This window comes from Streptomyces sp. NPDC043176, from assembly GCF_056436715.1.
In genome coordinates this window covers 118,085-143,539 of the sequence record NZ_JBWKCA010000006.1, presented here as the reverse complement: position 1 = coordinate 143,539, position 25,455 = coordinate 118,085, and the positions used below count along the sequence as shown (strand labels likewise).

The following is a 25,455-nucleotide window of genomic DNA, read 5'->3' as shown; positions in this document are numbered from 1 at the left end:
CATGGACTTCACCCCCACCGAGGAGCAGGAGGCGGCCCGGGAGCTCGCCGCCCGGATCTTCGGCGACCTCGCCACCCACGAGCGGCTCAGGGCCGCCGGCACCGGCACCGACGCCGAACTCTGGAAGGCGCTCTGCGCGGCCGGGCTCCCCGGCGCCGTCGAGGACACCGGCCTCCTCGGCCTCGTCCTCCTCCTGGAGGAACAGGGCCGCGTCACCGCCCAGGTCCCCTTCGCGGCGACCGGCGTGTACGGACTCCTCGCCGTCACCCGCCACGGCACCGGGGAGCAGCGCGCCCGCCTCCTCCCCGGCCTCCGCGACGGCACGACGGTGGTGACGGGAGCCTTCCCGGCGTCCGGCACGGTCGCCGCGCGGGACGGGCTCCTCAGCGGGACCGTGGAGTGGGTGCCGTGGCTCAGGGACGCCACCCACGTCCTCGTCCCGGACGAGGACCGGGCCCTGTGGCTCGTCCGCACCGAGGACGCGGCCGGGGTCGAGGCGGTGGAGCTCACCGCGCCCTGGTCCGCCGGGCGGCTCGTCCTCGCGGGGACACCCGCCGAGCGGCTCGGAGACCCCGGACCCGGGGCGGCCTCCGGTGCGGGCGCGCTCTTCGCACCGGGCGCGGCCTCCAATCCGGGCGCGGTCTCCGGGCCGGATGCGGCCTCCGGGCCGGGTGCGGTCTCCGGGCCGGGTGCGGTCTCCGGGCCGGGTGCGGCGTACGCGGAGGTGCTCGCGGCCGCGCGGATCGCCTTCGCCGGTCTCCAGGCCGGGGTGTGCGCCGGGTCGCTGGCCAGGGCCGTCGCGTACACCTCGGTGCGGGAGCAGTTCGGACGGCCGCTCGCCACGCACCAGGCGGTGCAACTGCGGGCGGCGGACGCCCATATGGACACCGAGGCCATCCGGGTCACGGCCTACGAGGCCGCGTGGCGGTTCGACGAGGGCCTGGACGCCGAGGCGGCGGCCCTGACGGCCGCCTGGTGGGCCTCCGAGGCGGGGAAGAGGGTCGTGCACGCCGGGCAGCACCTGCACGGAGGCATGGGTGCGGACCTCGACCACCCCGTCCACCGCCACTTCCTGTGGGGCCGGCAGCTCGACGCCTACCTGGGCTGCGGCACCGAACTCCTCGCCGAACTCGGCGACCTCCTCGCGAAGGGAGACCCGTCATGAGGCCCGGGGACGAGTTGCCGCCGCTGCGGATCCCGATCACCCGCACCCTGATCGTCGCCGGGGCCGTCGCCTCGCGCGACTACCAGGACGTGCACCACGACGCCGAGCTGGCCCGGGAGAAGGGGTCCCCGGACATCTTCATGAACATCCTCACCACCAACGGGCTCGTCGGCCGCTACGTCACCGACCACTTCGGCCCCACGTCCGTCCTCCGGAAGGTCGCCATCCGGCTCGGCGCACCCAACCACCCCGGGGACACGATGGTCCTCACCGGCACGGTGACCGAGGTGGACGGGAGGACGGTCGGCGTCAGGGTCGTCGGGGCGAACGGGCTGGGGCACCACGTCACGGGGACGGTCACCGTGGAGGTCGGGCGATGAGCCTGCGCACCCGGGACGAACTGGGCGGCCGGGCGGCCGTCGTCGGCATCGGCGCGACCGAGTTCTCCAAGGACTCCGGCCGCAGCGAACTCTCCCTCGCCGTCGAGGCGGTGCGGGCGGCCCTCGACGACGCCGGGCTCACCCCCGCCGACGTCGACGGCCTGGTCACCTTCACCATGGACACCAACCCGGAGATCACCGTCGCCCAGGCGGCCGGCATCGGCGAGCTGTCGTTCTTCTCCCGCGTCCACTACGGCGGCGGGGCCGCCTGCGCCACCGTGCAGCAGGCCGCGCTCGCCGTCGCGGCCGGCGTCGCCGACGTCGTCGTCTGCTACCGGGCGTTCAACGAGCGCTCCGGTCGCCGCTTCGGCTCCGGTGTCCAGCAGCGCGAGCCCTCGGCCGAAGGCGCCGCCCTCGGCTGGCAGCTGCCCTTCGGGCTGCTCACCCCCGCCTCCTGGGTCGCGATGGCCGCCCAGCGGTACCTCCACGCCTACGGCCTGACGCCGGACGCCTTCGGCCACGTCGCCGTCACCGACCGGCGGCACGCGGCCCGCAACCCCGCCGCGTACTTCCACGGAAAGCCCATCACCCTCGCCGACCACGCCGCCTCGCGCTGGATCGTCGAGCCCCTCCGGCTCCTCGACTGCTGTCAGGAGACCGACGGCGGCCAGGCGATCGTCGTCACCTCCGCCGAGCGCGCCCGTGACCTGCGCAGGCCGCCCGCCGTGATCCTGGCGGCGGCGCAGGGCGCCGGACGCAAGCAGGAGGCCATGACCAGCTTCTACCGGGACGAGCTGACGGGGCTGCCGGAGATGGGGGTGGTCGCCCGGCAGCTGTGGCGGACGTCCGGGCTCGCCCCGACCGACATCGACGTGGGCATCCTCTACGACCACTTCACCCCGTTCGTGCTGATGCAGCTGGAGGAGTTCGGCTTCTGCGGGCCCGGGGAGGCGGCCGACTTCGTCGCGGCCGACGCGCTCCCGATCAACACCCACGGCGGCCAGCTCGGCGAGGCCTACCTCCACGGCATGAACGGCATAGCGGAAGCGGTACGCCAGCTCCGTGGCACCTCGGTCAACCAGATACCCGGCGCGGCCCGGACCCTGGTCACCGCGGGCACCGGGGTTCCCACGTCCGGGTTGATCCTGGGCACGGACGGCTGAGGCGACGGGCCCAGCGGTGGCCGGGCGGCGCGCGCGGTTCTTCACTCGCGCCATGAGCACAGGATCCCGTCCCCCCACGCCACCCCCCACCGACGCGCCCCCCACACCCGCACCCGCACCCGCCACCGGCGTACCCGTGGTGGCCGCACCCACCGCCCCCATCAGGGCGGCCACCGCGGCTGCCGCGCCCGGCGTCGGCGTACCCGCCACCGCATCCGAACCCGCCGTGCCCGCCTCCGACGCCGTACTCGACGGGCGGCCGAACCGCCCCCCGGCCGCGTCGCGTCGCGGCCCCGGCGTGCGGGCCGTGGTGGCCGTCCTGACGGGGGCGGTGGCAGGGGCGGCGCTCCTGACGGCCCCGGCGCCGGCCGTGGCGGGGGCGCGGCCGAGCACGGCTCCGGCACCCGCGCCCGCTCCCGCCGAGGCTCGGGCTCCCGCCGAAGCGCCGGCTCCCGCGCCCGCCGAAGCGCCCGCTCCCGCCGAGGCTCGGGCTCCCGCCGAAGCGCCGGCTCCCGCGCCCGCGTACTACGTGGGCAAGGCCTTCGACACCTGTGAGGCGCCGTCCCTCGCGGTGATGAAGGCGTGGCGCAGCTCGTCGTACGGGGCCGTCGGGGTCTACTTCGGGGGCCGGGGCCGGGGGTGTCCCGAACAGCGGGAGCTCAACCGGGCCTGGGTCGCCTCGGTCCACGACATGGGCTGGCGACTGCTGCCCCTCTTCGTCGGCTCCCAGGCGCCGTGCGTCGTCGCGCCCGCCAAGCGGCCGTACGCCATCGGCGCGACCCCCTGGGGGCAGGGCACCCGGGAGGCGGGCGAGGCGGTGCGGGCGGCGCAGGCCCTGGGGATCGGGACGAGCAGCCCGCTCTACCTCGACATCGAGGCCTACCGGCGCGGTGACGCGCGCTGTGCCGCGACCACGCTCAGCTTCGTCCGCGCCTGGAACCGGGAGGTGCGGCGCCTCGGCTACGTCCCCGGCTTCTACAGCAGCGCCGACTCGGGGATGCGGGACATCGAGGCGCAGCGGAAGGCGGGTACCAAGGACCTGCCGTCGGTGATGTGGTTCGCGCGCTGGCGGGGCCAACCGTCGCTGTACACCGAGTCCTCGCTGCACCCGCAGGCCTGGATGCCGCATGCCCGGATCCACCAGTACGCGGGTGACGTCGCCGAGTCGCACGGCGGTCGCCGCCTCATGATCGACCGCAGCGTGCTCGACGCACCGGTCGCCCGCGTCACGACCGGCAGCGGCGCTCGCACCGCCGTCGCGGCCACCCGCCCGGAGCCGCCCGGAACCCCCTGACCACGACCCGGCCGTGACCCGGCCCGCCCCCGGCCCAGCGCTCCACCCCGGTCCAGCGCCCCGCCACCGGCCCAGCGCTCCACCCCGGCCCGGCCCCGTCCGCCCCCCGGCCCGCCCCCGCTCCCCCTCCGCTGATGGGGTTCGACCCTGAGGTGGGGGTGGGGGTCCTCCACCCAGAGGAGGTGGAGCCGTCGCCGCCCCTACAACCTGAGGCGGACCGCGGTTCGGGACCTGGGGCCGATCCGCCGGGGGCGGGTCCCCTCCTAGCGTGGAGCCATGACTCCGCCACCTTCTGGCCCCGTCTGCGCCGGTGCCTCGCAGTACGCGTCGTACTCGACCTTCTCCTCGTACGTCCGGGCGCGCGGGCCCGTGCTGCTGCGCACCGCGCGGTCGCTGACCGCCAACCCCTCGGACGCCGAGGACCTGCTCCAGACCGCGCTCGCCAAGACCTTCGTGGCGTGGGAGCGCATCGAGGACCACCGCGCGCTGGACGGTTACGTCCGGCGGGCGCTGCTGAACACCCGGACGTCGCAGTGGCGCAAGCGCAAGGTCGACGAGTTCGCCTGCGAGGAGCTGCCGGAGCCGACCGGTCTCCCGGAGCCGGACCCGGCCGAGCGGCAGGTGCTGCACGACGCGATGTGGCGCGCGGTGTCGAAGCTGCCGGAGCGGCAGCGGCAGATGGTGGTCCTGCGGTACTACGAGGACCTGAGCGAGGCGCAGACCGCGGAGGTGCTCGGGGTGTCGGTCGGCACGGTCAAGAGCGCGGTGTCCAGGGCGCTCGGCAAGCTCCGGGAGGACCCGGAGCTGACCCCCGTACGGTAGCGAAACGGGCGTCGGGGCCGGTCCGCGCACTCCCGCCAGTGATCACTGGCAATTTCCGTACTCCCGGGTAGTGACATACCGCGCGGTATGTGCGCAGAATCTCCACACCCCTTCTGCCACGTAGCGCCCACCGGGAGGACGCCCCGTGTACAGCACCATGCAGGACGTACAGCTGACCGTGAGCCGCATCCTGAAGCACGGGATGACGATCCACGGGAAGTCCACCATCACCACCTGGACGGGCGAGCCCGAGCCGCACCGGCGCACGTTCGCCGAGGCCGGCGCCCGCGCGCACCAGCTGGCCAACGCCCTGCGCGACGAACTCGGCGTGACCGGCGACCAGCGCGTCGCCACCCTGATGTGGAACAACTCCGAGCACGTCGAGGCGTACTTCGCGATCCCCTCCATGGGCGCGGTCCTCCACACGCTCAACCTCCGCCTGCCCCCTGAGCAGTTGGTGTGGATCGTCAACCACGCCGCCGACCGGGTGGTCATCGTCAACGGCTCCCTGCTCCCCCTCCTCGCGCCGCTGCTCCCGCACCTTCCGACGGTCGAGCACGTCGTCGTCGCGGGCCCCGGTGACCGTTCCGTCCTGGACGGCGCGGCGCCGCGCGTGCACGACTACGAGGAGCTGATCGCCGGCCGCCCGACGACGTACGACTGGCCCGAGCTCGACGAGCGTTCGGCCGCGGCCATGTGCTACACCTCCGGCACCACCGGCGACCCCAAGGGCGTCGTCTACTCGCACCGCTCGATCTACCTGCACTCCATGCAGGTCAACATGGCCGAGTCGATGGGCCTCACCGACAAGGACACGACCCTGGTCGTCGTCCCGCAGTTCCACGTCAACGCGTGGGGCCTGCCGCACGCCACCTTCATGACCGGCATCAACATGCTCATGCCGGACCGTTTCCTCCAGCCGGCCCCCCTCGCCGAGATGATCGAGCGCGAGCGGCCGACCCACGCGGCCGCCGTCCCCACCATCTGGCAGGGCCTGCTCGCCGAGGTCACCGCCCACCCCCGCGACCTCTCCTCGATGACCCAGGTCACCATCGGCGGCGCCGCCTGTCCGCCCTCCCTCATGGAGGCGTACGACCGGCTCGGCGTCCGCCTCTGCCACGCCTGGGGCATGACCGAGACCTCCCCGCTGGGCACGATGGCCCACCCGCCGCACGGCCTCACGGCCGAGGAGGAGTGGCCCTACCGCGTCACGCAGGGACGCTTCCCGGCCGGCGTCGACGCCCGTCTGGTCGGCCCCGGTGGGGAACACCTGCCCTGGGACGGCGAGTCGGCGGGCGAGCTCGAGGTGCGCGGCACGTGGATCGCGGGCTCGTACTTCGGCGGCATCGACGCCGAGGCGAGCCGCCCCGCCGACAAGTTCAGCGAGGACGGCTGGCTGAAGACCGGTGACGTCGGCGTGATCAGCCCCGACGGGTACCTCACCCTCACCGACCGCGCCAAGGACGTCATCAAGTCCGGCGGCGAGTGGATCTCCAGCGTCGAACTCGAGAACGCCCTCATGGCCCACCCCGCGGTCGCCGAGGCCGCCGTCGTCGCCGTACCGGACGAGAAGTGGGGCGAGCGCCCGCTGGCGACCGTCGTCCTCAAGGAAGGCGAGACCGCGGACTACGACACGCTGCGGTCCTTCCTCGCCGACGAGGGCGGCATCGCCAAGTGGCAGCTGCCGGAGCGCTGGGCGATCGTGCCCGCGGTCCCGAAGACGAGCGTCGGCAAGTTCGACAAGAAGGTCATCCGCCGGCAGTACGCGGAGGGCGAACTGGACGTGACCCAGCTGTAGCCGGGGGCCCGGTGCGGAGAGGGGAGGGCGGGGGTGCCCTCCCCTCTCCCGTGTCGTCACCGCTTTCCCGGCGACGAGCCCGGTTCGGAGGCTAGTTGGTGCCGATCTTCGCGAGCAGGTCGACGATCCGGGCCTGGACCTCGGTGCTGTTCGACCGCTCGGCGAGGAAGAGGACCGTCTCCCCGGAGGACAGCTTCGGCAGCTCGTCCTCGTCGAGGTCGACCGAGGTGTAGACGACGAGCGGCGTGCGGTTCAACTGCCCGTTCGCGCGCAGCCAGTCGATGATCCCGGCCCGGCGGCGACGCACCTGCATCAGGTCCATCACCACCAGGTTCGGCCGTGTCTGCGCGGCGAGCGCGACCGCCTCCGTGTCCGTCGCCGCCCGCGCCACCTGCATCCCGCGCCGTTCGAGCGTGGCCGCGAGCGCCTGCGCGATGTCCTCGTGCTCCTCGATCAGCAGGACCCGGGACGGGTGCTGGTCGCTGTCGCGCGGCGCGAGCGCCTTGAGGAGTACGGCCGGATCGGCGCCGTACGCCGCCTCCCGGGTCGCCTGCCCCAGACCCGCCGCCAGCAGCACCGGCACGTCGGCCGCGACGGCGGCCTGACGCAGCGACTGGAGCGCGGTACGGGTGATGGGCCCGGTCAGCGGGTCGACGAACAGCGCGGCCGGGAAGGCGGCGATCTGCGCGTCGACCTCCTCGCGGGAGTGCACGATCACCGGCCGGTAGCCGCGGTCGCTCAGCGCCTGCTGGGTGGCGACGTCGGGCGCGGGCCACACGAGCAGCCGGCGCGGGTTGTCGAGGGGCTCCGGGGGCAGTTCGTCGTCCACGGGACGCGGGGCCGGCCGGTTGGCTACCTCGACCGCACCACCGGGACCGTCCAGCGGCTCGGGGCCCTCGGCGGAGCCCTCGGCGGGTGCCCCTATGGCGTACGCGCGACCCTCGGGCGCGGCGGGGACCAGCCCGAGCGCGGCCTCGGGCGACGACTGCGGGTGCGGCCTCGCGTCGGTCTCGACCGGCGCGATCGACGACGGCACCGGCGGGTCCGTCTCGGGCGGGGTGGCGAGCTTCCGCCGCCGCCCCGACCCGTTGGACGGCGCGGCGGGCGGCGCGACCGGCGCGGCGGCCGGAGCGGGCGGGACGAACGGCACGCCCTGCCCGAGCGTGCGGACGCTGAACGCCCGCCCCTGCGTCGAGTCCTTCGGCATCGGCAACTCGGGCGGCAGCGGTACGGACCCGGTCCCGCTCCCCGGAGCCGTGCCTCCCGAGCCGGTGGCGCTCCGGGTCTCGACCCCGGACCCGGGCCGCGGGGCCGGCGGTGCGACGGCCCGGCGACGCCCGGTCGCCTCGGCCGCCGATCCGTCCCGAAGCTCGTCGGGCAGCGGGGTCCGCGGCATCGGATGCGGCTGCGGCGGCGTGTGATCGCCCCCCGGCACACCCCGTACGGCGTCGTGCTGACCCTCGTCGGACACGGGCAGCGCACCGGCCCCCGGAGCGGCCGAGTCCGCGGGTACGGGCCCGGCGCCGAGCCCCGGCACGGAACCCGCGGGCAGCGGACCGGCGGGCACGGAACCCGGGACGGGCACGGAACCCGCGGGCAGCGGACCCGGCGGCACGGAACCGGCCGGCAGCGGACCCGGCGGCACGGAACCGGCCGGCAGCGGGCCCGGCGGCACGGAGCCGGCGGGCAGCGGGTCCGAAGGCACCGGACCGGCGGGCAGCGGAGCGCCCTGGAACGGCGGGACCGGCTGGTCCGGCGCGCGGTCGGCGTCGGCCGGGGGCAGCGCGAACGGCGTGCGCGGCCCGGCCTCGGCCGCCGCCGCACGCTCCTGCGCCGCGGCCAGCGCCCGGCGACGGCGACCGCTCGGCCGCTCCTCCGACGCGCCCTCGCCGGACGCGACGGCGGGCAGGGCCCGGGCGAGGGCGGGCGCCCCCGTGGGCTCGACGGCAACCCCTTGCGGCGGTACGGCGGCCCCCAGCGCGGCGCGCCCCTGCGCGCCTTCGGCTGCGGTCACCACGGAGCCCTCGGCGGGACGGCCCCGACGGCGCCCGGTGGGTTCGACGCGCCCGGCGGGGTCGACGACGGCTCCGGCCGGTACGGCGTCCGCGGCCGCGTTCTGCTGGGCCGGGATCAGCTCGGCCGGACCGGCCGCCTCTCCCGTACGGGCACGGCGGCGCCCACTGGGCTCGACGCCGGCCCGGCTTCCCCCTTCGGGCGCGACCGGGCTCTCCAGGAAGGCGTCGGTGGACCCGCGCCGGGCCCGCCGGCGCCCCCCGCCGGACGTCTCGGAGGCGGAGACGGCATACCCGTCCGCACCGGGAACCGGGCCGGCGGCGAAAACGGGACCCGGACCGGCTGCGGGACCCGTTCCGGCACCCACGCCCGCACCCGCACCCGTGACCGGGCCCATGGCAGCGGCACCCGTACCGGTACCCGTACCGGACGCGGTGGCCTGGGCCGGCAGCGCGAGGGCCTCCCGGCCTCCGGCGCCACCCCCCGGCGGGTCGTTCCTCGGCGCGGGCGGGACCGTGCCGCGCCCGGCGCCGACCGGCACCTCCAGCACGTACGCGCCACCGCTCGTGCCCGGCACCTCGTGGGTCTGCACGACACCGCCGTGCGCCGCCACGATCCCGCGGACGACCGGCCCGTGGACCGGGTCGCCGCCCGCGTACGGGCCGCGGACCTCGATGCGTACGACGTCACCGCGCTGCGCGGCCGCGACGACGATCGTCGAGTCGGCGGCCACGGTGCCCTGGGAAGTGGTCCGGTTCTTGCCGGTGGCGTCCACGCCGGCGACGTCCGCGACGAGGTGCGCGAGCGCGGTCGCGAGCCGGACCGGGTCGACCTCGGCCTCGATCGGCGGCGCGTGCACGGCGAACTGCGCGCGGCCGGGCCCGATCAGCTCGACGGCCCCGTCGATGCCGGCCGTCACGACGCCGTCGAGGAGCGCGACCCGCTTGTCCAGCTCCTCCGCGCCCGCGTCGAGGCGCTGGAAGCCCAGGACGTTGTCCACGAGCGCGGTCATCCGCGCGTACCCGGCGGCGAGGTGGTGCAGCACCTGGTTGGCCTCGGGCCACAGCTGCCCGGCGTCGTCGGCCGCGAGGGTGCCCAGCTGGGTGCGCAGCTCCTCCAGGGGGCCGCGCAGCGACTCGGAGAGGACGGCCGTCAGCTGCTCGTGCCGGGCGGCCAGCGAGGCGTACCGCTCCTGCTGCGCCTCCCGCTCGGCCGCGTGCCGCTCGGCCCGGTCGGCGAGTTCGGCGGCGTGCTGCTCGGCGAGCTCCTCGTACGGCCTGCGGTCGGTGAAGGTCATCACCGCGCCGACGAGCTGGTCCCCGTCGCGCACCGGAGCGGTCGTCAGGTCGACCGGCACCCGGTCGCCCTTCTTCGCCCACAGGACCTGCCCGCGGACCCGGTGCTTCCGTCCGGACTTGAGGGTGTCGGCGAGCGCCGACTCCTCGTACGGGAACGGCTCTCCGTCGGCGCGCTTGGCGAGGATCAGCGGGTGCAGCTCCCGGCCGCCGAGCTCGCCGGCGCGGTAGCCGAGGATCTGCGCGGCCGCGGGGTTGACCAGGACGACCCGGCCCTCGGTGTCCGTGCCGACGACGCCCTCGGAGGCGGCGCGCAGGATCATCTCGGTCTGGCGCTGCGACCGGGCGAGTTCGGCCTCGGTGTCGAGGGTGCCGGTGAGGTCCCGCACGACGAGCATGAGCAGCTCGTCGCCGGTGTAGCCGCCGTACGAGTCGTAGGCCTCGCGGCCGTCCTCCAGACTGGCGCTGGTCACCTCGACGGCGAACTCGCTGCCGTCGGTGCGGCGGGCGATCATCCGGGCGGGCTTGGTACGGCCCCGCTCGTCGGTGCCCTCCGGGCGGCGCATGGAGCCGGGGATGAGGCGCGAGTCGAAGCCGGGCAGCAGGTCGAGCAGACCGCGTCCGACGAGCGCCGTGCCGGGCGTCTCGAACATGCCGAGGGCGATCGTGTTGGCGTTGACGACCGTGCCGTTGCAGTTGACGAGCACGAGGCCGTCGGGGAGGGCGTCGAGTATCGCTGCGAGGCGAGCAGCGCCTCGGGATGGCCTGCTGCTCACGACGACGCTTCCTCCCAGAACCACTGCACGTGCTTGCCCACCGACCGCGGCCCCATCTTGCCCCTCGGGCCGCAGCCTGTCACTGGAGGGAGTCTAAGGGAGCCTCCGGCCGTCATCCCCGGACGATGGGAAGGACCGGCTCCAGGTTCTCCCAGCGACCGATCTCGCAGCCGTTCGCCCGGGAGAACCGGGCGTCGACCCTGCGGCCCTGCCAGGTGCCCGTGACGTGCGCGAGCGCGGGCCCGCCGTACACCTGCGTGCACAGCTCGTCCCCGGGAACCGCCCCGAACGGGTCCGCCCCCTCCTCCGCCAACTGCTCCAGCCGCTTGCACGCGTCCTCCGCCGCCGGGTGGTTCCCCTCCGGCCCGCCGTCGCACGTCAGCTCGAAGGTGCCGTCCGCCGCCGGATACCCGCTCTTCTCCACCGTCACCGTCAGCGTGTCGGGCCCCGACAGCAACGGCAACGGCAACGGCGGCAACGGGCCGAACCCCGCGGTCCCTGCGGCGGTGGCGAGGGTCGCGAGGACGAGACTGCGCAGCATTCGGATCTCCAGCAACACGAGGTGACGACGGACGCGGACGCACGACGCGCCCGCCCCTCTAACGCTCCCGCCGCCCCCACGTTGCGCAACCCCTGTGCGCCACCCGGGCCCCCCACCCGTGCCGCCCGTGCCCACCCCCGCCGTCGCCCCGGCCCGTGCCCATCCCGACCGTCGCCCCCGGCCCGTGCCCATCCCGACCGTCACCCCCGGCCCGTGCCCATCCCGACCGTCGCCCCCGGCCCGTGCCCACCCCCGCCGTCGCGCCCGGCTGGGTCCCACCCCAGCCGGCGCACCCCGCCCGAGGCCCTCCCCGCGCCCTCCCCCTGCTCCTCCGCGACCCGCCCCCGGGCTTTGCCCTGGACCCCACCCGCCTAGTACGGTGAGAATCGATTGGTGACAGCCGGTTCGCCTGTGTCATCATCTGCACGCACCACCGCGCATGCGCGAGGTGCGAGGAGGCGTCGCCTAGTCCGGTCTATGGCGCCGCACTGCTAATGCGGTTTGGGCCTTCAAGCCCATCGAGGGTTCAAATCCCTCCGCCTCCGCCACCGAAGCCCCGGCCCCAAGGCCGGGGCTTCACTCATTCCCGCCCCGAAAACCACCGCGGCCCCCACCCGTGTGACCCCGGTCTCTTTCCGCGCTTTCCACCCCCCGCGAGCCCCCCTCGCGCCCGCCGCCCCACCCCCGCTCCCTCCACCCTCATCGGGGTGTTTTCGCAGGTCACAACGGGTGTGGGGAATGGATTTCACATGACGGCGGCAGTCATGTAATGTTCTTCCTGTCGCCGCGAGCGGGTCGAAAGACCGGGGAGCGAAGACAAAAACTAAAAACAGGCACTCGTAGCTTAACGGATAGAGCATCTGACTACGGATCAGAAGGTTGCAGGTTCGAATCCTGCCGAGTGCACACAGATCAAAGGCCCCCCGGACATCGTCCGGGGGGCCTTTGGCGTCAGTGGGTGACATCAACGTCCTGTCACTCGTGCTCGGTTCGGAACCCGCTGCAGGTAGCTGCCGCCGATGGCCCGGAGGCGATGGCCGTCTTCGGCGAGTCGTTGTCCACGCTGACCGAGCAGGTGGCCGTCCCTCCAGACCCGCTCAGGCTGATGAGCAGTGATCCACCCTTCATGAAGCCCTTCGTCTTCAGGGTCTTCCGCCACGGCGGCTTCTCGACGGTTTCGGACCTTGACGAGATGCCGTCGTCGCTCCAGACGGAGTAGGCGGGGGTGGGGAGAGCGGTGGGATGGGGGCGAGGTCGCCACGCCGGAGGAATCGAGGTGCCCTCGGCGAGCTTCAGGCGCGTAAGGAAGCAGCGGGTCGCCGAGACCCGCTGCCACGGAGGGTGCTCCCCTCCTCGCGTCATGTGAGGTCAGTTCTGTCCGGGCGGGGCGTGGCCGGACGGGTTCTGGTTCTCGCTCTCCTGCGTGAGCCCGCCGCCCGTGCAGCTCGGCTGCTGGCCGCCGGGCTGTTGGCCGCCGTTGTTGGTGCATTGGGTGTCGACCGGCTGGATCTTGGCGTCGGCGACACCTGCGCCGCCGATGCCCAGCGCGAACGCTGCGGCGCCCGCGGCAAGTGCGGCTCCCAGCCGTCTGGCTGTCAGTCTGCTCGCCATCTCGACTCAGCCTCCTTCTCGGCTGCACGGCGAAGGTTTCCGTCGTTCGTCCTTGGCAACGCTTGTAGCGCCTGTCGGACGTGTCAAATCGTGGGCCACATTATGGACAGGGCATCTCATTGTGGACGCGCGGGAGGGCCGCTGCCGGTGCGGCGTCCGGGGCGAGGGGCGGCATCGCCCTTTCCGCGCGCGGCTCTTGCCGGAATTCTCGACTCGGCGAACCAGCCGGTCACCGTGTGTGTCGGGCTGCTGATTGTCCGATTCCAGTGGCCTTGTCCGTGATCGGGCTGTCAAGTCGATCACTGGCGTCCGGCATCGGCAGTCGACGCCCACAGGGGCGGACAGCGGCGGTCGGCGTTCCGCTTGCCGGCGTGTGGGTCGCGCGTCGTCGGCGGCGCCTCGGCGCGGCCGCGGGCCGAGCGGCGGGGAACGGCTGACCGGTCGAGGGGGTGAGGGCGGCGGTGGGCGCTCCGGGGGAGAGCGCCCGGTCCGCGGACGGGGGTCAGGCGGCGGTGGGGACGGGGGCGGCCTGGGGGAGGGTGCGGCGGGCGCGGGTGGGGAAGCCCATCGTGGGGTTGGCCACGCCCCAGGCGGCGCCCTTGCAGATGATCTCCTTGTAGCGGGCGGCGAGGCGGCCGGTGAGGGCGGCGCGGACGGAGCGGTCGTCGGCGGTGACGTACTGGATGAGGCCTTCCTTGCGTCCGAGGGAGATGCACTGGTTGAAGTAGCGCAGGTGGCCCTTCGGGAGCTTCGCGCCGGTGAGGCGGGCCGCGATGGTGTCCGCGGCCAGCCAGGCCATGGGGGTGCCCGAGGCGCAGGACATGCGCAGGGGCTTGTCGCCGGGGCCCATGGCCTGGGCGGCGTCGCCGACGGCGTACACGTCGGGGTGGGAGACCGAGCGCATGGTCCCGTCGACGATGATCTGGCCGGTCTCGGTGACGTCGAGGGTGGTGGCGGCGGCGATCGGGTGGACCGCGAAGCCGGTGGTCCAGATGGTGACGTCGGCCGGGACGGGGCCGTCGGCGGTGAGGACCCGGTCGGCCTCGACGCCGGTGACGGGGGTGCGCTCGTGCGCGGTGATGCCGAGGCCGTCGAAGACCTTCCGCACGTGCTGCCGGCCCTTGTCCGAGAGCCAGTCGCCGAGTCCGCCGCGGGCGGCGAGGGCGACGTGCAGGTCGGGGCGGGACTCGGCGATCTCGGTCGCGGCCTCCAGGCCGGTGAGGCCGCCGCCGACGACGACCACGGACTGTCCGGCCTCCAGGGCGGCCAGCCGGTCGCGCAGCCGCAGGGCACCGGGCCGGCTGGAGATCTCGTGGGCGTGCTCGGCGGTGCCGGGGACGCCCTGGGGGTTCCAGCCGCTGCCGAGGGCGTACACGAGGGTGTCGTACGCCAGTTCCTCGGCGCCGCCGCCGGCGGCCGTGACGGCGACGGTCCTGCGCTCGACGTCGACGGCGGTCACCGTGGCGAGCTTCAGTTCGACGCCGGTGCCCGCGAACATCTCGCTGAAGGGCCGGTGGGGGAGTTCCTGGCCGACGGCCAGCTGGTGCAGCCGGACGCGCTCGACGAAGTCGGGCTCGGGGTTGACGAGGGTGATGGCGACGTCCTCGCGGTGGAGCTGCTTGGCGAGGCGCCCGGCGGCGATGGCTCCGGTGTAGCCGGCTCCGAGGACGATGATGCGGTGCTGCTGCATGTGCCTGCTCCTGTCTCGCGCGGTTGTGCCCCTTGAACCGGGCAGCCCGTCGTTTCCTGACAGGTGGCGAGTGTGAAGCAGGTCACATGACGGTGGAGGGGGTCAGAAGGCGGCTTCCACCAGGGGGCTTCCGTGGTCGGAGGCCGCCCAGTGCCGCGTCGCGCGGTCGAGCTTGTCGGGGTTGACCTGGTTGCGGAACGCGGTGATGCCGTCGGGGGTGACCTCCAGGCACATGATGCCGACGACCCGGCCGTCGAGGACCGCGACGACGGCGGGGGCGCCGTTGGCGGTCGTGGCGTAGACGTCCGGCGAACCGCCGATGATGGTGCGCTTGGCGGTGCTGGGCTTGAACAGGCCGCGCATGAACGTGGCGACCGCGACGGCGCCCTCGAAGGCCTTGGCGCGCGCCGGGACCTTGCCGCCGCCGTCGCCGATCGCGACGGCGTCCGCGGTGAGCAGCCGGACGAGGGGTTCGGTGCGGCCGGTGGTGGCGGCCGCGAGGAACTCCTCGACGATCCGCCGGGCGGCGGCCTCGTCGATCTCGGTGCGCGCCTTGCCGTCCGCGACGTGCTTCTTGGCGCGGTGGAAGATCTGCTGGCAGGCGGACTCGGTGAGGTCGAGGATCTCGGCGATCTCCCGGTGCGGGTAGCCGAAGGCCTCGCGCAGCACGTACACCGCGCGTTCGTTGGGGGAGAGGCGCTCCATGAGCGCGAGGACCGCGTACGAGACCGACTCGCGCTGTTCGACGGTGTCGGCGGGGCCGAGCATCGGGTCCCCGGAGAGCAGCGGTTCGGGCAGCCACTCGCCCACGTACGTCTCGCGGCGCGCGCGGGCCGAGGTGAGCTGGTTGAGGCAGAGGTTGGTGAGGACCTTGGTGAGCCAGGCCTCGGGTACCTCGATGAGGTCGGCGTCGGCGGCCTGCCAGCGCAGGTAGGTGTCCTGCACGGCGTCCTCGGCCTCGCTCGCGGAGCCGAGGAGGCGGTAGGCGATCGCCTCCAGGCGGGGCCTGGAGGCCTCGAACCGGTCCACGTCGTTCATGGTCAGAGGCATGCTTCGGATCCTAGTCCGGGCGGGTGGGCGACGGCAGGGGCCGGGAGTCGCTCCTTGGGCCCCCCGGCCCGTCAGGCCTGATCGACGAAAGTCCCCTGGCCCGTTGTCCCAGGGCGGAGTTAGGGTCTGATGATCTTTCTTTTCATCGGATGCGGGGGTTTGGGACATGGCGCTCTTCGGGAACGCGCACGCGATCGATCCGGCGCAGGCGCAGCAGGACTTCGCGCGGCTGCTCGGACAGGGGGAGCAGGTGCACGCCGCGTACCTGCTGATCCGCGACACGATCTTCTTCACCGACCGGCGGCTCGTGCTCGTCGACAAGCAGGGGATCACCGGCAAGAAGGTCGAGTACCACTCGATCCCGTACCGGAGCATCACCCACTTCGCCGTCGAGACGGCCGGCACCTTCGACCTGGACGCCGAGCTGAAGATCTGGATCTCGGGCAGCCAGCTGCCGGTCCAGAAGACCTTCACCAAGGGTGTCGACATCTACGAGGTGCAGGCGATCCTCACGCAGTTCGTCGCCAAGTAGGCGGTGACGAGGGGAGGGTTCTCGGGTGAATCGCCGAGAGCCCTCCCCTTTTGGGTGAACCTGTCTGATTGGCATGTCAGTTGAATATGCCTTCGGCCTAGCTTGCGTGGCGGAGGTGATGATCGATGGACGCGATCGACATCGATGACCTGGTGTACGCCGCCACCGGAGCGCCCCTGCGGCGGCTGACCGCGCCGGACGGGGCCCACTGGTTCCCGGTCGTGGACGTGGCGAAACGGCTCGGGTACGCGGGGACGCGGGAGGCGCTGCGGACGGTGGAGCTGCCCGGGGCGTGCCTCGCGGCCGCGGGGGAGCTCGGCGCGGTGGGGATGCCCGGCAGGTCCGCCGGGATCCGGGCGTCGACGCGGATGGTGAGCCTGGAGGGGCTGGTGCAGCTCGTCGGGGCGTGCCGGAGACCGGAGGCCGGGCCGTTCCGGGCGTGGACGGCGGGGGTGGTGGCGGCGGTCCAGCGATACGGCGGGTACGGGCTCGATCCCTCGCCGGTGCACACCGGCTTCCTGTTCCCGCCGGAGCTCGTCGACGTCCTCGTACGGCTCGAAGGACGGTTCGACGAGCGGGCCTCCGCGTACGTCGAGCACGCCGAGTACGCGGAGCTGCTCCGCGAGACCCGGCGGAACCTCTCCAGGGTCGCCGACTCCCTGGAGCGGCTCGCCGTGCCCCGCCAGCGCACCGGCGCCGCCGTCGCGCTCACCCCGCAGGAGCTCCTGGAGTCCTGGGCCATCTCCGGTGACATGCGGACGGTCGCCTCCTGTCTGGCGCCCGCGCTCGTACGCGGCGGGGTGCGCTACCGGGCCCAGGACGTCACCCGCCGCACCGGGCTCCCCGGCGAACGCGTCCGCGACTGCGTCCGCCTCCTCATCGAACGCGGCTGCATGCGCGAGGTCGGCGTCCCGGCGCCGGACGGCACCCGCATCTACGTGCTGCCCTGAGCGGCGGCCCGCGTCCCGTCGTGCGCGGCCGGGGCCGGGGACCGAGGCCGGTGCCGGAGCGGCTGCCGGAGCGGGTGCCGGAGCCGGGGCGGGGGCCGGTGCCGGAGCCGGGGCGGGGGCCGGTGCCGGAGACGGGGCGGGGGCCGGTGCCGGGGGCCGGTAGCCGATGTGGCGGAGACTGGATGGGCGGGAGTCGAGGAGGGCGGGGAGCTGAGGAGGGCGGGCGGCGTGGAGTGGTGGTCTCGGGGGATCGGCTGGGCCGGCGGGGTGCCCGGGCTGCGGTGGCGCGGCGGGCGGGTCAGCGCGCTCACGTACGGGCAGGGGCTGGCCTTCCGGGCCGTGGGGGTCCGGCGGTGCCCCGGGGCCCGCGGGAACCCGTGCCCGCTGGAGGCCGTGGTGTCCGGGCGGTCCACCGGCGGGCGGTGTCCGGAGTGCGCGCGGCTCGACCGGGCCCATTCGGTCGCGGCCGACACCGTCGCCGACGATCCGCAGCCGTACCGCGTCTACCTGGCCTGGTTCGGCCCCGGGATGACCAAGGTGGGGATCACCGCCGAGGCCCGGGGAGAGGCCCGGCTGCTGGAGCAGGGGGCTGTGGCGTTCGGCTGGCTGGGCCGGGGGCCGCTGATGGCCGCGCGGCGCACCGAGGAGGTGCTCCGGCAGGCCCTCGGCGTGCCCGACCGGGTGGCGTACGAGCGGAAGCGGGCCGCCCGGCACGCCTTGCCGCCCGCCGTGGACCGGGTCCGCGAGGTCGAGGAGCTGTACGGGCGGGCCCGGGCGGTCGGCGGCTGGACGGAGACCCTGGAGCCGCTGGAGTGCGCCGTCCGCGACCACGTGGAGGCGTTCCGTCTCGACGGTCTGCCGCGCCTGGACGGCACGGTCTCCGAGCTCGTCGGCGGCGGTGTCGTCACCGGGCGGCTGCTCGCCGCCGCCGGACCCGACCTGCACCTCCTCGCCCCCGACGGACGCTGCCTCGTCCTCGACACCCGGCTCATGGGCGGCTGGATCCTGGAGGCCGCCGGGGACGGGGACGCCTTCTCGGTGCCGGTGACGGCGGCGGCTCCGGTGGCCGGCAGCGCCCAGGAGGGGCTGTTCTGACGCGGCTGCCCCGCTTCGTAAAGTCTTGGATCCCTTTCACCGGCCGCCGTGGACATCGCGCCGTCGTCCCGGCGAGGGTGATCACATGACTCCGAAGCTGGTGGCGGGCATCGAACCGCCCTATTACACCGCCGTGTTCACGTCCGTCCGTCCCGACGCCCCCGAGGGTTACGCGGAGACCTCCGCCCGGATGCAGGAGATCGTCCGGGAGGTTCCCGGGTTCCTCGGCTACGAGTCCGCCCGCACCCCGGGCGGCATCGGCATCACGGTCGCCTACTTCCGCGACCTGGAGGCGCTCGACAAGTGGCGGCTCGACGCGGATCACCAGGCCGCCAAGAGGCACGGGAGGGAGCACTGGTACGACAGCTACAGCGTCCACATCGGCAGGGTCGAGCGGAGTTACGGCTTTGAGCGCGAGTGACACCGCGGAGCTGCTGACGCGGCTCGGGATCCCCGGACTCGTGGACGTGCACACGCACTTCATGCCGCAGAACGTGCTCGACAAGGTGTGGGCGTACTTCGACGCCGTCGGTCCGCTGACCGGCATGGAGTGGCCCATCACCTACCGCGAGGAGGAGGACCGCCGGCTCGCGCTCCTGCGCGGGTTCGGCGCGGTCGCCTTCACGGCGATGCTCTACCCGCACAAGCCCGGCATGGCCGCCTGGCTGAACTCCTGGTCCGCCGACTTCGCGGCGAGGACCCCCGACTGCCTGCACACCGCGACCCTCTTCCCCGAGGAGGGCGTGAACACGTACGTCCACCAGGCGCTCGACGCCGGCGCCCGGGTGTTCAAGGTGCATCTCCAGGTCGGCGGCTTCGACCCGAACGACATCGCACTCGACAGCTCCTGGGGGGCACTGGCCGACAGCGGCACCCCCGTCGTGGTGCACTGTGGATCGGGGCCCACCCCGGGGAACTTCACCGGGCCGGGACCCATGTGGCGGCTGCTGGCCCGGCACCCGCGGCTGAGGGTGATCGTCGCGCACATGGGCATGCCCGAGTACGGCGACTTCCTGAACCTGGCCCAGCGGTACGAGGGCGTCCACCTGGACACCACCATGGCCTTCACCGACTTCAGCGAGCGGCTCGCACCCTTCCCCGAGGAGGAGCGCAAGCGGCTCGTCGACGTCGGCGACCGGATCCTCCTCGGTTCGGACTTCCCGAACATCCCGTATCCGTACGCGCACCAGCTCCACGCCCTCGAACGGCTGGGGCTCGGGGACGACTGGCTCCGGAGGGTCCTGTACGAGAACGGGGCCGCGCTGTTTCACGTGAAACATCCGCCGCCCGGCACCTGAGGGCTTTCTCAGGAAATTCACAGGAAAGGGAAAGGAGCGTCTCAGCGGCGGCGGACAGCGTGGGTCCCATGACCGTGACCACGCGAAGCACCAGCGCCCGCCCCGGCACCCGCGCCGACATGCTCCGTGCCGACGGCACCGCCGTCCGCGTCCTCGTCGTCGACGACGAGGCCTCGCTCGCCGAACTGCTCTCCATGGCCCTGCGCTACGAGGGCTGGCAGGTCCGCAGCGCCGGGGACGGGGCCCTCGCCCTGCGCGCCGTGCGCGAGTTCCGGCCCGACGTGGTGATCCTCGACATCATGCTGCCCGACGTCGACGGGCTGAGCCTGCTCGGCCGGATCCGGCGCGAGCTGCCCGACGTCCCGGTGCTGTTCCTCACGGCGAAGGACGCCGTCGAGGACCGGATCGCCGGGCTCACGGCGGGCGGCGACGACTACGTCACCAAGCCCTTCAGCCTGGAGGAGGTCGTCGCCCGGCTGCGCGGCCTCATCCGCAGGTCCGGGGCCGCGCAGGCGCGCAGCGAGTCGCTGCTCACCGTCGGGGACCTCACCCTCGACGAGGACAGTCACGAGGTCACCCGGGGCGGGGAGTCGATCCACCTCACCGCCACCGAGTTCGAGCTGCTGCGCTACCTGATGCGCAATCCGCGCCGGGTGCTCAGCAAGGCGCAGATCCTGGACCGGGTGTGGTCGTACGACTTCGGCGGCCAGGCCAACGTCGTCGAGCTCTACATCTCGTACCTCCGCCGGAAGATCGACGTGGGCCGCCCCCCGATGATCCACACCCGGCGCGGGGCCGGTTACCTCATCAAGCCGGGGGAGTAGCGCCCGTGCGCCTGCGAGGCGGTCGGCCGTGGTCGCTGCGGACGCGGCTCGTCGTGTCGGCGGTCGCGCTGATCGCGGTCGTCGCCGCGGTGATCGGGACGGTGACGACGATCGCGTTCCGCTCGTACCTGTACGACCAGGCCGACGAGCAGGTCCACGCCGTCGCGGACCGGGCGGCGGGCCCGCCGGTCGCCGGGCCCCCGGTGCCCGGCCCGCTCGACCCGGTCCGCGCGAAGGAACCCCTGGCGTTCGTCCAGGGGCCCGGCGCCCCCATCGGCACCCTCGGCGCGGTCCTCACGGACGGGGGGGTGACCTCGGCCGGCTACTCGGCGGAGGCCGGGGGCAGCGGCAGATACGGCCGGAACGTCCAGACCACCGAACTCGACGCGCCCCAGCGGGCCGCCCTCGCCGCCGTCCCCCGGGACGGCCGGCCGCACACCGTCGAACTGCCCGGAGGGCTCGGCTCGTACCGGGTCGAGTACGCCGTCGGGGTCCACGGCGCGTTCCTCACCGGCATCCCGCTCGCCGAGGTCGAGGACGCCCTCTCCACCCTCGTGCTCGTCGAACTCAGCGTCACCGGCGCCGGGCTCGTCGCCGCCTCGCTCGCCGGGACCGTACTCGTGCGGGTGGCGCTGCGTCCGCTGCGGCGGGTCGCCATCACCGCCCGCCAGGTCGCCCGACTGCCCCTGCACAGCGGCGAGGTGGCCCTGCACCAGCGGGTCCCGGAGGCGGAGGCCGATCCGCGGACCGAGGTCGGCCAGGTGGGCGCGGCCCTCAACCGGATGCTCGACCACGTCCACTCGGCCCTCCACGCCCGGCAGCAGAGCGAGACCCGGGTACGGCAGTTCGTCGCCGACGCCAGTCACGAGCTGCGCACCCCGCTCGCCTCCATCCGGGGATACGCCGAACTCACCCGGCGAGGCCGCGAGGAGTGCGGGCCCGACACCCGGCACGCCCTCGGCCGGATCGAGTCCGAGGCGACCCGGATGACCGGCCTCGTGGAGGACCTGCTGCTGCTGGCCCGGCTCGACGCCGGGCGCCCGCTGTCGTACGAGAGCACCGACCTCGTCCCGCTGGTCGTGGACGCGGTCAGCGATGCCCGGGCGGCGGGGCCCGGGCACCACTGGCGCCTCGAACTGCCCGCGGACACCAGGGCCGTACGGGCCGACGGCGCCCGGCTCCAGCAGGTCCTGGTCAACCTCCTCGCGAACGCCCGTACGCACACCCCGCCCGGCACGAAGGTCACCGCACGCGTGCGCGAGGCCGGCCCGGCGGTGCTCGTCGAGGTCGAGGACGACGGCCCCGGCATCCCGCCGGACCTCCTGCCCGCCGTCTTCGAGCGCTTCGCGCGCGGTGACGCCTCCCGTTCCCGCAACGCCGGATCCACCGGCCTCGGGCTCGCCATCGTGCGCGCCGTCGTCCTCGCGCACGGCGGGGAGGTGGGGGTCGAATCCGCCCCGGGGCGGACCGTGTTCACGGTGAACCTGCCCCTGGCCGAGGACTCACAGGCAGGACACAGGCTCATCACACGGCCGTGACAGCGGCCCCGGCGAGTGTCGGTGCCATGCGAACCCCAACGATCGCGGGTCCCACCTCCGCGGCCTCCGGAAGGTCCGACGCCCTCCCCGCCCGGGAGCACCTGCCGGTGAGCGTCGCCGGACGGCCCGTCCTGGACGTGGTGATTCCCGTCCACAACGAGGAGAAGGACCTGGAGCCGTGCGTCCGCCGGCTCCACGAGCACCTGCTCCGGACCTTCCCGTACGGCTTCCGCATCACCGTCGCCGACAACGCCTCCACCGACGCCACCCCCGAGGTCGCCGCGGCCCTCGCCTCGGAGGTGCCCGAGGTGCGCTCCGTACGGCTCGACCAGAAGGGCCGCGGCCGGGCGCTGCGGACCGTGTGGTCGGGCTCGGACGCGCCCGTCCTGGCCTACATGGACGTCGACCTGTCGACGGACCTGAACGCGTTGCTCCCGCTGGTCGCGCCGCTCATCTCGGGCCACTCCGACCTGGCGATCGGCTCCCGGCTCGCCCGCTCCTCGCGGGTGGTGCGCGGCCCGAAGCGCGAGTTCATCTCGCGGGCGTACAACCTGATCCTCCGCGGCTCGCTCGCCGCCCGCTTCTCCGACGCCCAGTGCGGGTTCAAGGCGATACGGCGGGAGGTCGCCGAACGGCTCCTCCCGATGGTGGAGGACACCGGCTGGTTCTTCGACACCGAGATGCTGGTCCTGGCCGAGCGCGCGGGGCTGCGCATCCACGAGGTGCCGGTCGACTGGGTCGACGACCCCGACTCGACCGTGCACCTCGTGCGGACGGCGACCGACGACCTGAAGGGCGTGCTGCGGGTCGGGCGGGCGCTGGCGACCGGTTCGCTGCCGCTCGACCGGCTCGCCCGCCCCTTCGGCGACGACCCCCGGGACCGCGAGCTGAGCGGGGTGCCCGGCGGGCTCGCGCGGCAGCTGGTCGGCTTCTGCGCGGTCGGCGTGCTGTCCACGCTCTTCTACCTCGCCCTGTACTCGGCCTTCCGGCTGGGCGTGGGCCCGCAACCGGCCAACGCCGCCGCCCTCCTCGTCTCGGCCGTCGCCAACACGGCGGCCAACCGGCGCCTCACCTTCGGCGTACGCGGCCGGGACCGGGCCGTCCGCCACCAGGCGCAGGGGCTCGTGGTCTTCGGCATCGGGCTCGCCCTGACCAGCGGTTCGCTCGCCGCGCTCGGTGCGGCGACGGGGGATCCCGCGCACTCCACGGAGCTCGCCGTCCTGATCGTCGCCAACCTCGCCGCGACGGTCCTGCGCTTCCTCCTCTTCCGGCTCTGGGTCTTCCCCGAGCGGTCCACCTCGCAGACTCCCGCAAGGAACGAACGATGACCACGCTGTCCCCGACGGCCCCCGCGGCCGGTGCCGCGAACGGGAGCGGCCGGTTCGCCCGGCTGTGGCGCGGACGCGCCGAGGACGCCCCCTGGGTCCGGCCCGCCTTCCTCGGCCTGCTCGTCGTCACCACGCTGCTGTACCTGTGGAACCTGAGCGCCTCCGGTTACGCCAACTCCTTCTACTCCGCCGCCGTCCAGGCGGGCTCCGAGAGCTGGAAGGCGTTCTTCTTCGGCTCCCTCGACGCGGCCGACGCCATCACGGTCGACAAGCCGCCGGCCGCGCTCTGGCCGATGGCGCTCTCCGTCCGCCTCTTCGGTCTGGGTTCCTGGCAGATCCTCGTGCCCGAGGTGCTGATGGGCGTGGGCACGGTCGCGGTGCTCTACGCGGCCGTGCGGCGCCGGTTCTCCGCCGGCGCGGGCCTGATCGCGGGCGCGGTGCTCGCGCTGACGCCGGTCGCCGCGCTGATGTTCCGCTTCAACAACCCGGACGCGCTGCTCGCGCTGCTCATGACGGTCGCCGTGTACTGCGTGCTGCGCGCCCTGGAGCGGGAGCAGGGCAGTACGAGGTGGCTGGTGTGGGCGGGAGTGGCGTTCGGGTTCGCGTTCCTCGCGAAGACCCTGCAGGCCTTCCTGATCCTGCCGCCGCTCGCGCTCGTGTATGTGGTGTGCGCGCCCGGCGGCCTCGGCCGGCGGCTCGGTCGGTCGGCCCTGGGCGGGCTGGCGATGCTGGTGTCCGCGGGCTGGTGGGTGGCGCTGGTCGAGCTGTGGCCGGCGTCCTCCCGTCCGTACGTCGGAGGCTCGCAGAACAACAGCTTCCTGGAGCTGACCTTCGGCTACAACGGCCTCGGCCGCCTCAACGGCGACGAGGTCGGCAGCGTCGGCGGCGGTGGCCGCGGCGGCCCGGGCGGCATGGGCGGCATGGGCGAGAACCTGCCGGCCGGTGTGGAGCTGCCCGGTCGCGTCGGCGGCGGTGGCGGCGGCTGGGGCGAGACCGGCATCGGCCGGATGTTCGACGACGCGGTGGGCGGTCAGATCTCCTGGCTGCTGCCGGCCGCGCTGATCCTGCTGGTCGCGGGGCTCGTCGTCACCCGGCGGGCGTCCCGCACGGACACGGCGCGCTCGGCGTTCCTGGTCTGGGGCGGGTCGCTCCTGATCACACTGGTCGTGTTCAGCTTCATGGCCGGCATCTTCCACGAGTACTACACGGTGGCGCTCGCCCCGTACCTCGCGGCGCTGATCGGCATGGGCGCGGCGGTGCTGTGGGAGGAGCGGGCGCGGTGGCTCGCCTCGGCGGCGCTCGCGGTGACGGTGGCGGTGACGGCCTGGTGGGGCTGGACGCTGCTCGGCCGTACGCCGGACTGGCTGCCGTGGCTGCGCGGGGCGGTCCTGGTGGCGGGTGCGCTCGCTGCGCTCGGCCTCCTCGTCGCGGGGCGCGTCGACCGCCGCCTGGGGCTCGGGCTCGCGGGCCTCGGCCTGGCGGCGGGACTCGCGGGACCGTTCGCGTACACCCTGGCGACCGTGGACGCCGGGCACCAGGGCTCGATCGTGACCGCGGGTCCGGCCGGCGGCTCCATGGGCGGCCGGGGGCCGGGCAACGGCCGCATGGCCTTCGGCGGCATGCCCCCGGGCGGCCAGGCCCCCGGCGGCGGTCAGATGCCGGGCAACGGCCAGGCCCCCGGCGGCCAGATGCCGGGCGGTCAGGTGCCGGGCGGTCAGATGCCGGGAGGCCAAACGCCCGACGGCACCGGCACGGGCCGGCCCACCGGCACCGGCACCGGCACCGGCCGGCCCGACGGCAGCGCCCGCGACGGTGGGCGGGGCGGCATGAGCGGCGGCCCCGGGGGTCTGCTCAACGGCGCGAACGTCGGTACGGAGGCCAAGGAGGCGCTGCTCGAAAACGCCGACGACTACACCTGGGTCGCGGCGGCGGTGGGCGCGCAGAACGCGGCGGGCTACCAGCTCGCCACCGAGAAGCCGGTCATGGCGATCGGCGGCTTCAACGGCAGCGACCCGTCCCCGACGCTCGACCGGTTCAAGCGGTACGTCGCCGAGGGGGAGATCCACTACTTCGTCTCGTCCGACCGCGTGCAGACGGGCGGCGGCAGCGGATCCAACGCCTCCTCCGAGATCGCGGCGTGGGTCGCGGACACCTTCGAGGAGGTCGCCGTCGGCAGCTCCACCTTCTACGACCTGACCCGGGAGAAGTAGGCCGGGAGCCTCCGGCGAGAAAGCGCTATACAGCGTACGAGAGCTCTTGTACGGTGTACGAGACCTGGTCCCGTACACCGTA

The 25,455-nt window shown here is 74.0% G+C and carries 21 protein-coding genes and 2 tRNA genes; 18 read left to right on the top strand and 5 right to left on the bottom strand.

All coding sequences use genetic code 11. The features are described from left to right. Position 1 precedes the first annotated feature (1 nt). The 6 genes from AC067A_RS12020 to AC067A_RS11995 all read left to right on the top strand — a co-directional run bounded on the left by AC067A_RS12020 (position 2) and on the right by AC067A_RS11995 (position 6,622). Complete coding sequence (locus AC067A_RS12020) at positions 2-1,165, top strand: acyl-CoA dehydrogenase family protein (RefSeq protein ID WP_478618081.1); 1,164 nt, start codon at positions 2-4, stop codon at positions 1,163-1,165. Next, entirely contained in the window at positions 1,162-1,545 is a 384-nt protein-coding gene (locus AC067A_RS12015; protein WP_478618078.1) for a MaoC family dehydratase, read from the top strand. Before AC067A_RS12020 ends, AC067A_RS12015 begins: the two co-directional genes overlap by 4 nt. Continuing rightward, a complete protein-coding gene (locus AC067A_RS12010) occupies positions 1,542-2,708 on the top strand; it encodes a lipid-transfer protein (protein WP_478618075.1) in 1,167 nt (388 codons plus the stop codon). The genes AC067A_RS12015 and AC067A_RS12010 overlap by 4 nt, the downstream gene beginning before the upstream one ends. A gap of 52 nt (positions 2,709-2,760) precedes the next feature. Next, on the top strand, positions 2,761-4,002 hold the full coding sequence (locus AC067A_RS12005) for a DUF1906 domain-containing protein (protein WP_478618073.1): 1,242 nt from the start codon (positions 2,761-2,763) through the stop codon (positions 4,000-4,002). Positions 4,003-4,278: 276 nt separating this feature from the next. After that, positions 4,279-4,824, top strand: coding sequence for a SigE family RNA polymerase sigma factor (locus AC067A_RS12000; protein ID WP_478618070.1), 546 nt, complete (start codon positions 4,279-4,281; stop codon positions 4,822-4,824). Positions 4,825-4,969: 145 nt separating this feature from the next. Then, entirely contained in the window at positions 4,970-6,622 is a 1,653-nt protein-coding gene (locus AC067A_RS11995) for a long-chain fatty acid--CoA ligase (RefSeq protein WP_478618068.1), read from the top strand. 91 nt (positions 6,623-6,713) lie between these two features. Here AC067A_RS11995 and AC067A_RS11990 read toward each other — a convergent pair whose 3' ends face one another. Beyond that, positions 6,714-10,706 carry a PAS domain-containing protein gene (locus tag AC067A_RS11990; RefSeq protein ID WP_478618066.1) on the bottom strand — a complete coding sequence of 1,331 codons (3,993 nt, stop codon included), beginning with the start codon at positions 10,704-10,706 and terminating at the stop codon, positions 6,714-6,716. A gap of 112 nt (positions 10,707-10,818) precedes the next feature. Then, positions 10,819-11,247, bottom strand: a complete 429-nt coding sequence (locus tag AC067A_RS11985) for an SSI family serine proteinase inhibitor (RefSeq protein WP_478618064.1) — start codon at positions 11,245-11,247, stop codon at positions 10,819-10,821. A gap of 454 nt (positions 11,248-11,701) precedes the next feature. Between AC067A_RS11985 and AC067A_RS11980 the strand changes: the two genes are divergently transcribed. The 3 genes from AC067A_RS11980 (at position 11,702) to AC067A_RS11970 (ending at position 12,466) form a co-directional block, all read left to right on the top strand. Then, positions 11,702-11,795, top strand: a tRNA-Ser gene (locus AC067A_RS11980). Between the two features lie 285 nt (positions 11,796-12,080). Next, a tRNA-Arg gene (locus AC067A_RS11975) sits at positions 12,081-12,153 on the top strand. Between the two features lie 127 nt (positions 12,154-12,280). Beyond that, positions 12,281-12,466 (top strand): hypothetical protein, encoded by a 186-nt coding sequence (locus AC067A_RS11970; protein ID WP_478618061.1) that lies wholly within the window; start codon positions 12,281-12,283, stop codon positions 12,464-12,466. A 149-nt stretch (positions 12,467-12,615) separates the two neighbouring features. Here the strand turns inward: AC067A_RS11970 and AC067A_RS11965 are convergent, their stop codons facing one another. From AC067A_RS11965 to AC067A_RS11955, 3 genes are all read right to left on the bottom strand, one after another. Further along, the gene (locus AC067A_RS11965; protein ID WP_478618058.1) at positions 12,616-12,858 is read right to left on the bottom strand and encodes a hypothetical protein; all 243 of its coding nucleotides are present in this window, start codon (positions 12,856-12,858) and stop codon (positions 12,616-12,618) included. A 502-nt stretch (positions 12,859-13,360) separates the two neighbouring features. Continuing rightward, on the bottom strand, positions 13,361-14,548 hold the full coding sequence (locus AC067A_RS11960; protein ID WP_478618055.1) for an NAD(P)/FAD-dependent oxidoreductase: 1,188 nt from the start codon (positions 14,546-14,548) through the stop codon (positions 13,361-13,363). A gap of 102 nt (positions 14,549-14,650) precedes the next feature. Continuing rightward, positions 14,651-15,598: an RNA polymerase sigma-70 factor gene (locus AC067A_RS11955; RefSeq protein WP_478618052.1), complete on the bottom strand. Its 948-nt coding sequence runs from the start codon at positions 15,596-15,598 to the stop codon at positions 14,651-14,653. Positions 15,599-15,764: 166 nt separating this feature from the next. Here AC067A_RS11955 and AC067A_RS11950 point away from each other — a divergent pair, with 166 nt between their 5' ends. The 9 genes from AC067A_RS11950 (at position 15,765) to AC067A_RS11910 (ending at position 25,373) form a co-directional block, all read left to right on the top strand. Further along, positions 15,765-16,130, top strand: coding sequence for a PH domain-containing protein (locus tag AC067A_RS11950; RefSeq protein WP_017240499.1), 366 nt, complete (start codon positions 15,765-15,767; stop codon positions 16,128-16,130). A 125-nt stretch (positions 16,131-16,255) separates the two neighbouring features. Continuing rightward, entirely contained in the window at positions 16,256-17,080 is an 825-nt protein-coding gene (locus tag AC067A_RS11945; RefSeq protein WP_478618048.1) for a BRO family protein, read from the top strand. A gap of 228 nt (positions 17,081-17,308) precedes the next feature. Then, positions 17,309-18,175, top strand: coding sequence for a DUF2797 domain-containing protein (locus tag AC067A_RS11940; RefSeq protein WP_478618045.1), 867 nt, complete (start codon positions 17,309-17,311; stop codon positions 18,173-18,175). Positions 18,176-18,260: 85 nt separating this feature from the next. After that, a complete protein-coding gene (locus AC067A_RS11935; RefSeq protein ID WP_478618042.1) occupies positions 18,261-18,596 on the top strand; it encodes an antibiotic biosynthesis monooxygenase family protein in 336 nt (111 codons plus the stop codon). Then, a complete protein-coding gene (locus AC067A_RS11930) occupies positions 18,583-19,473 on the top strand; it encodes an amidohydrolase family protein (protein WP_478618039.1) in 891 nt (296 codons plus the stop codon). The genes AC067A_RS11935 and AC067A_RS11930 overlap by 14 nt, the downstream gene beginning before the upstream one ends. Positions 19,474-19,541: 68 nt before the next feature. Continuing rightward, positions 19,542-20,297 carry a response regulator transcription factor gene (locus AC067A_RS11925; RefSeq protein ID WP_478618036.1) on the top strand — a complete coding sequence of 252 codons (756 nt, stop codon included), beginning with the start codon at positions 19,542-19,544 and terminating at the stop codon, positions 20,295-20,297. Between the two features lie 11 nt (positions 20,298-20,308). Beyond that, positions 20,309-21,835, top strand: a complete 1,527-nt coding sequence (locus AC067A_RS11920; protein ID WP_478618772.1) for a sensor histidine kinase — start codon at positions 20,309-20,311, stop codon at positions 21,833-21,835. A 26-nt stretch (positions 21,836-21,861) separates the two neighbouring features. Continuing rightward, a complete protein-coding gene (locus AC067A_RS11915) occupies positions 21,862-23,163 on the top strand; it encodes a bifunctional glycosyltransferase family 2/GtrA family protein (RefSeq protein ID WP_478618033.1) in 1,302 nt (433 codons plus the stop codon). Further along, complete coding sequence (locus tag AC067A_RS11910) at positions 23,160-25,373, top strand: ArnT family glycosyltransferase (RefSeq protein ID WP_478618031.1); 2,214 nt, start codon at positions 23,160-23,162, stop codon at positions 25,371-25,373. The genes AC067A_RS11915 and AC067A_RS11910 overlap by 4 nt, the downstream gene beginning before the upstream one ends. The last annotated feature ends 82 nt before the right edge of the window (positions 25,374-25,455 follow it).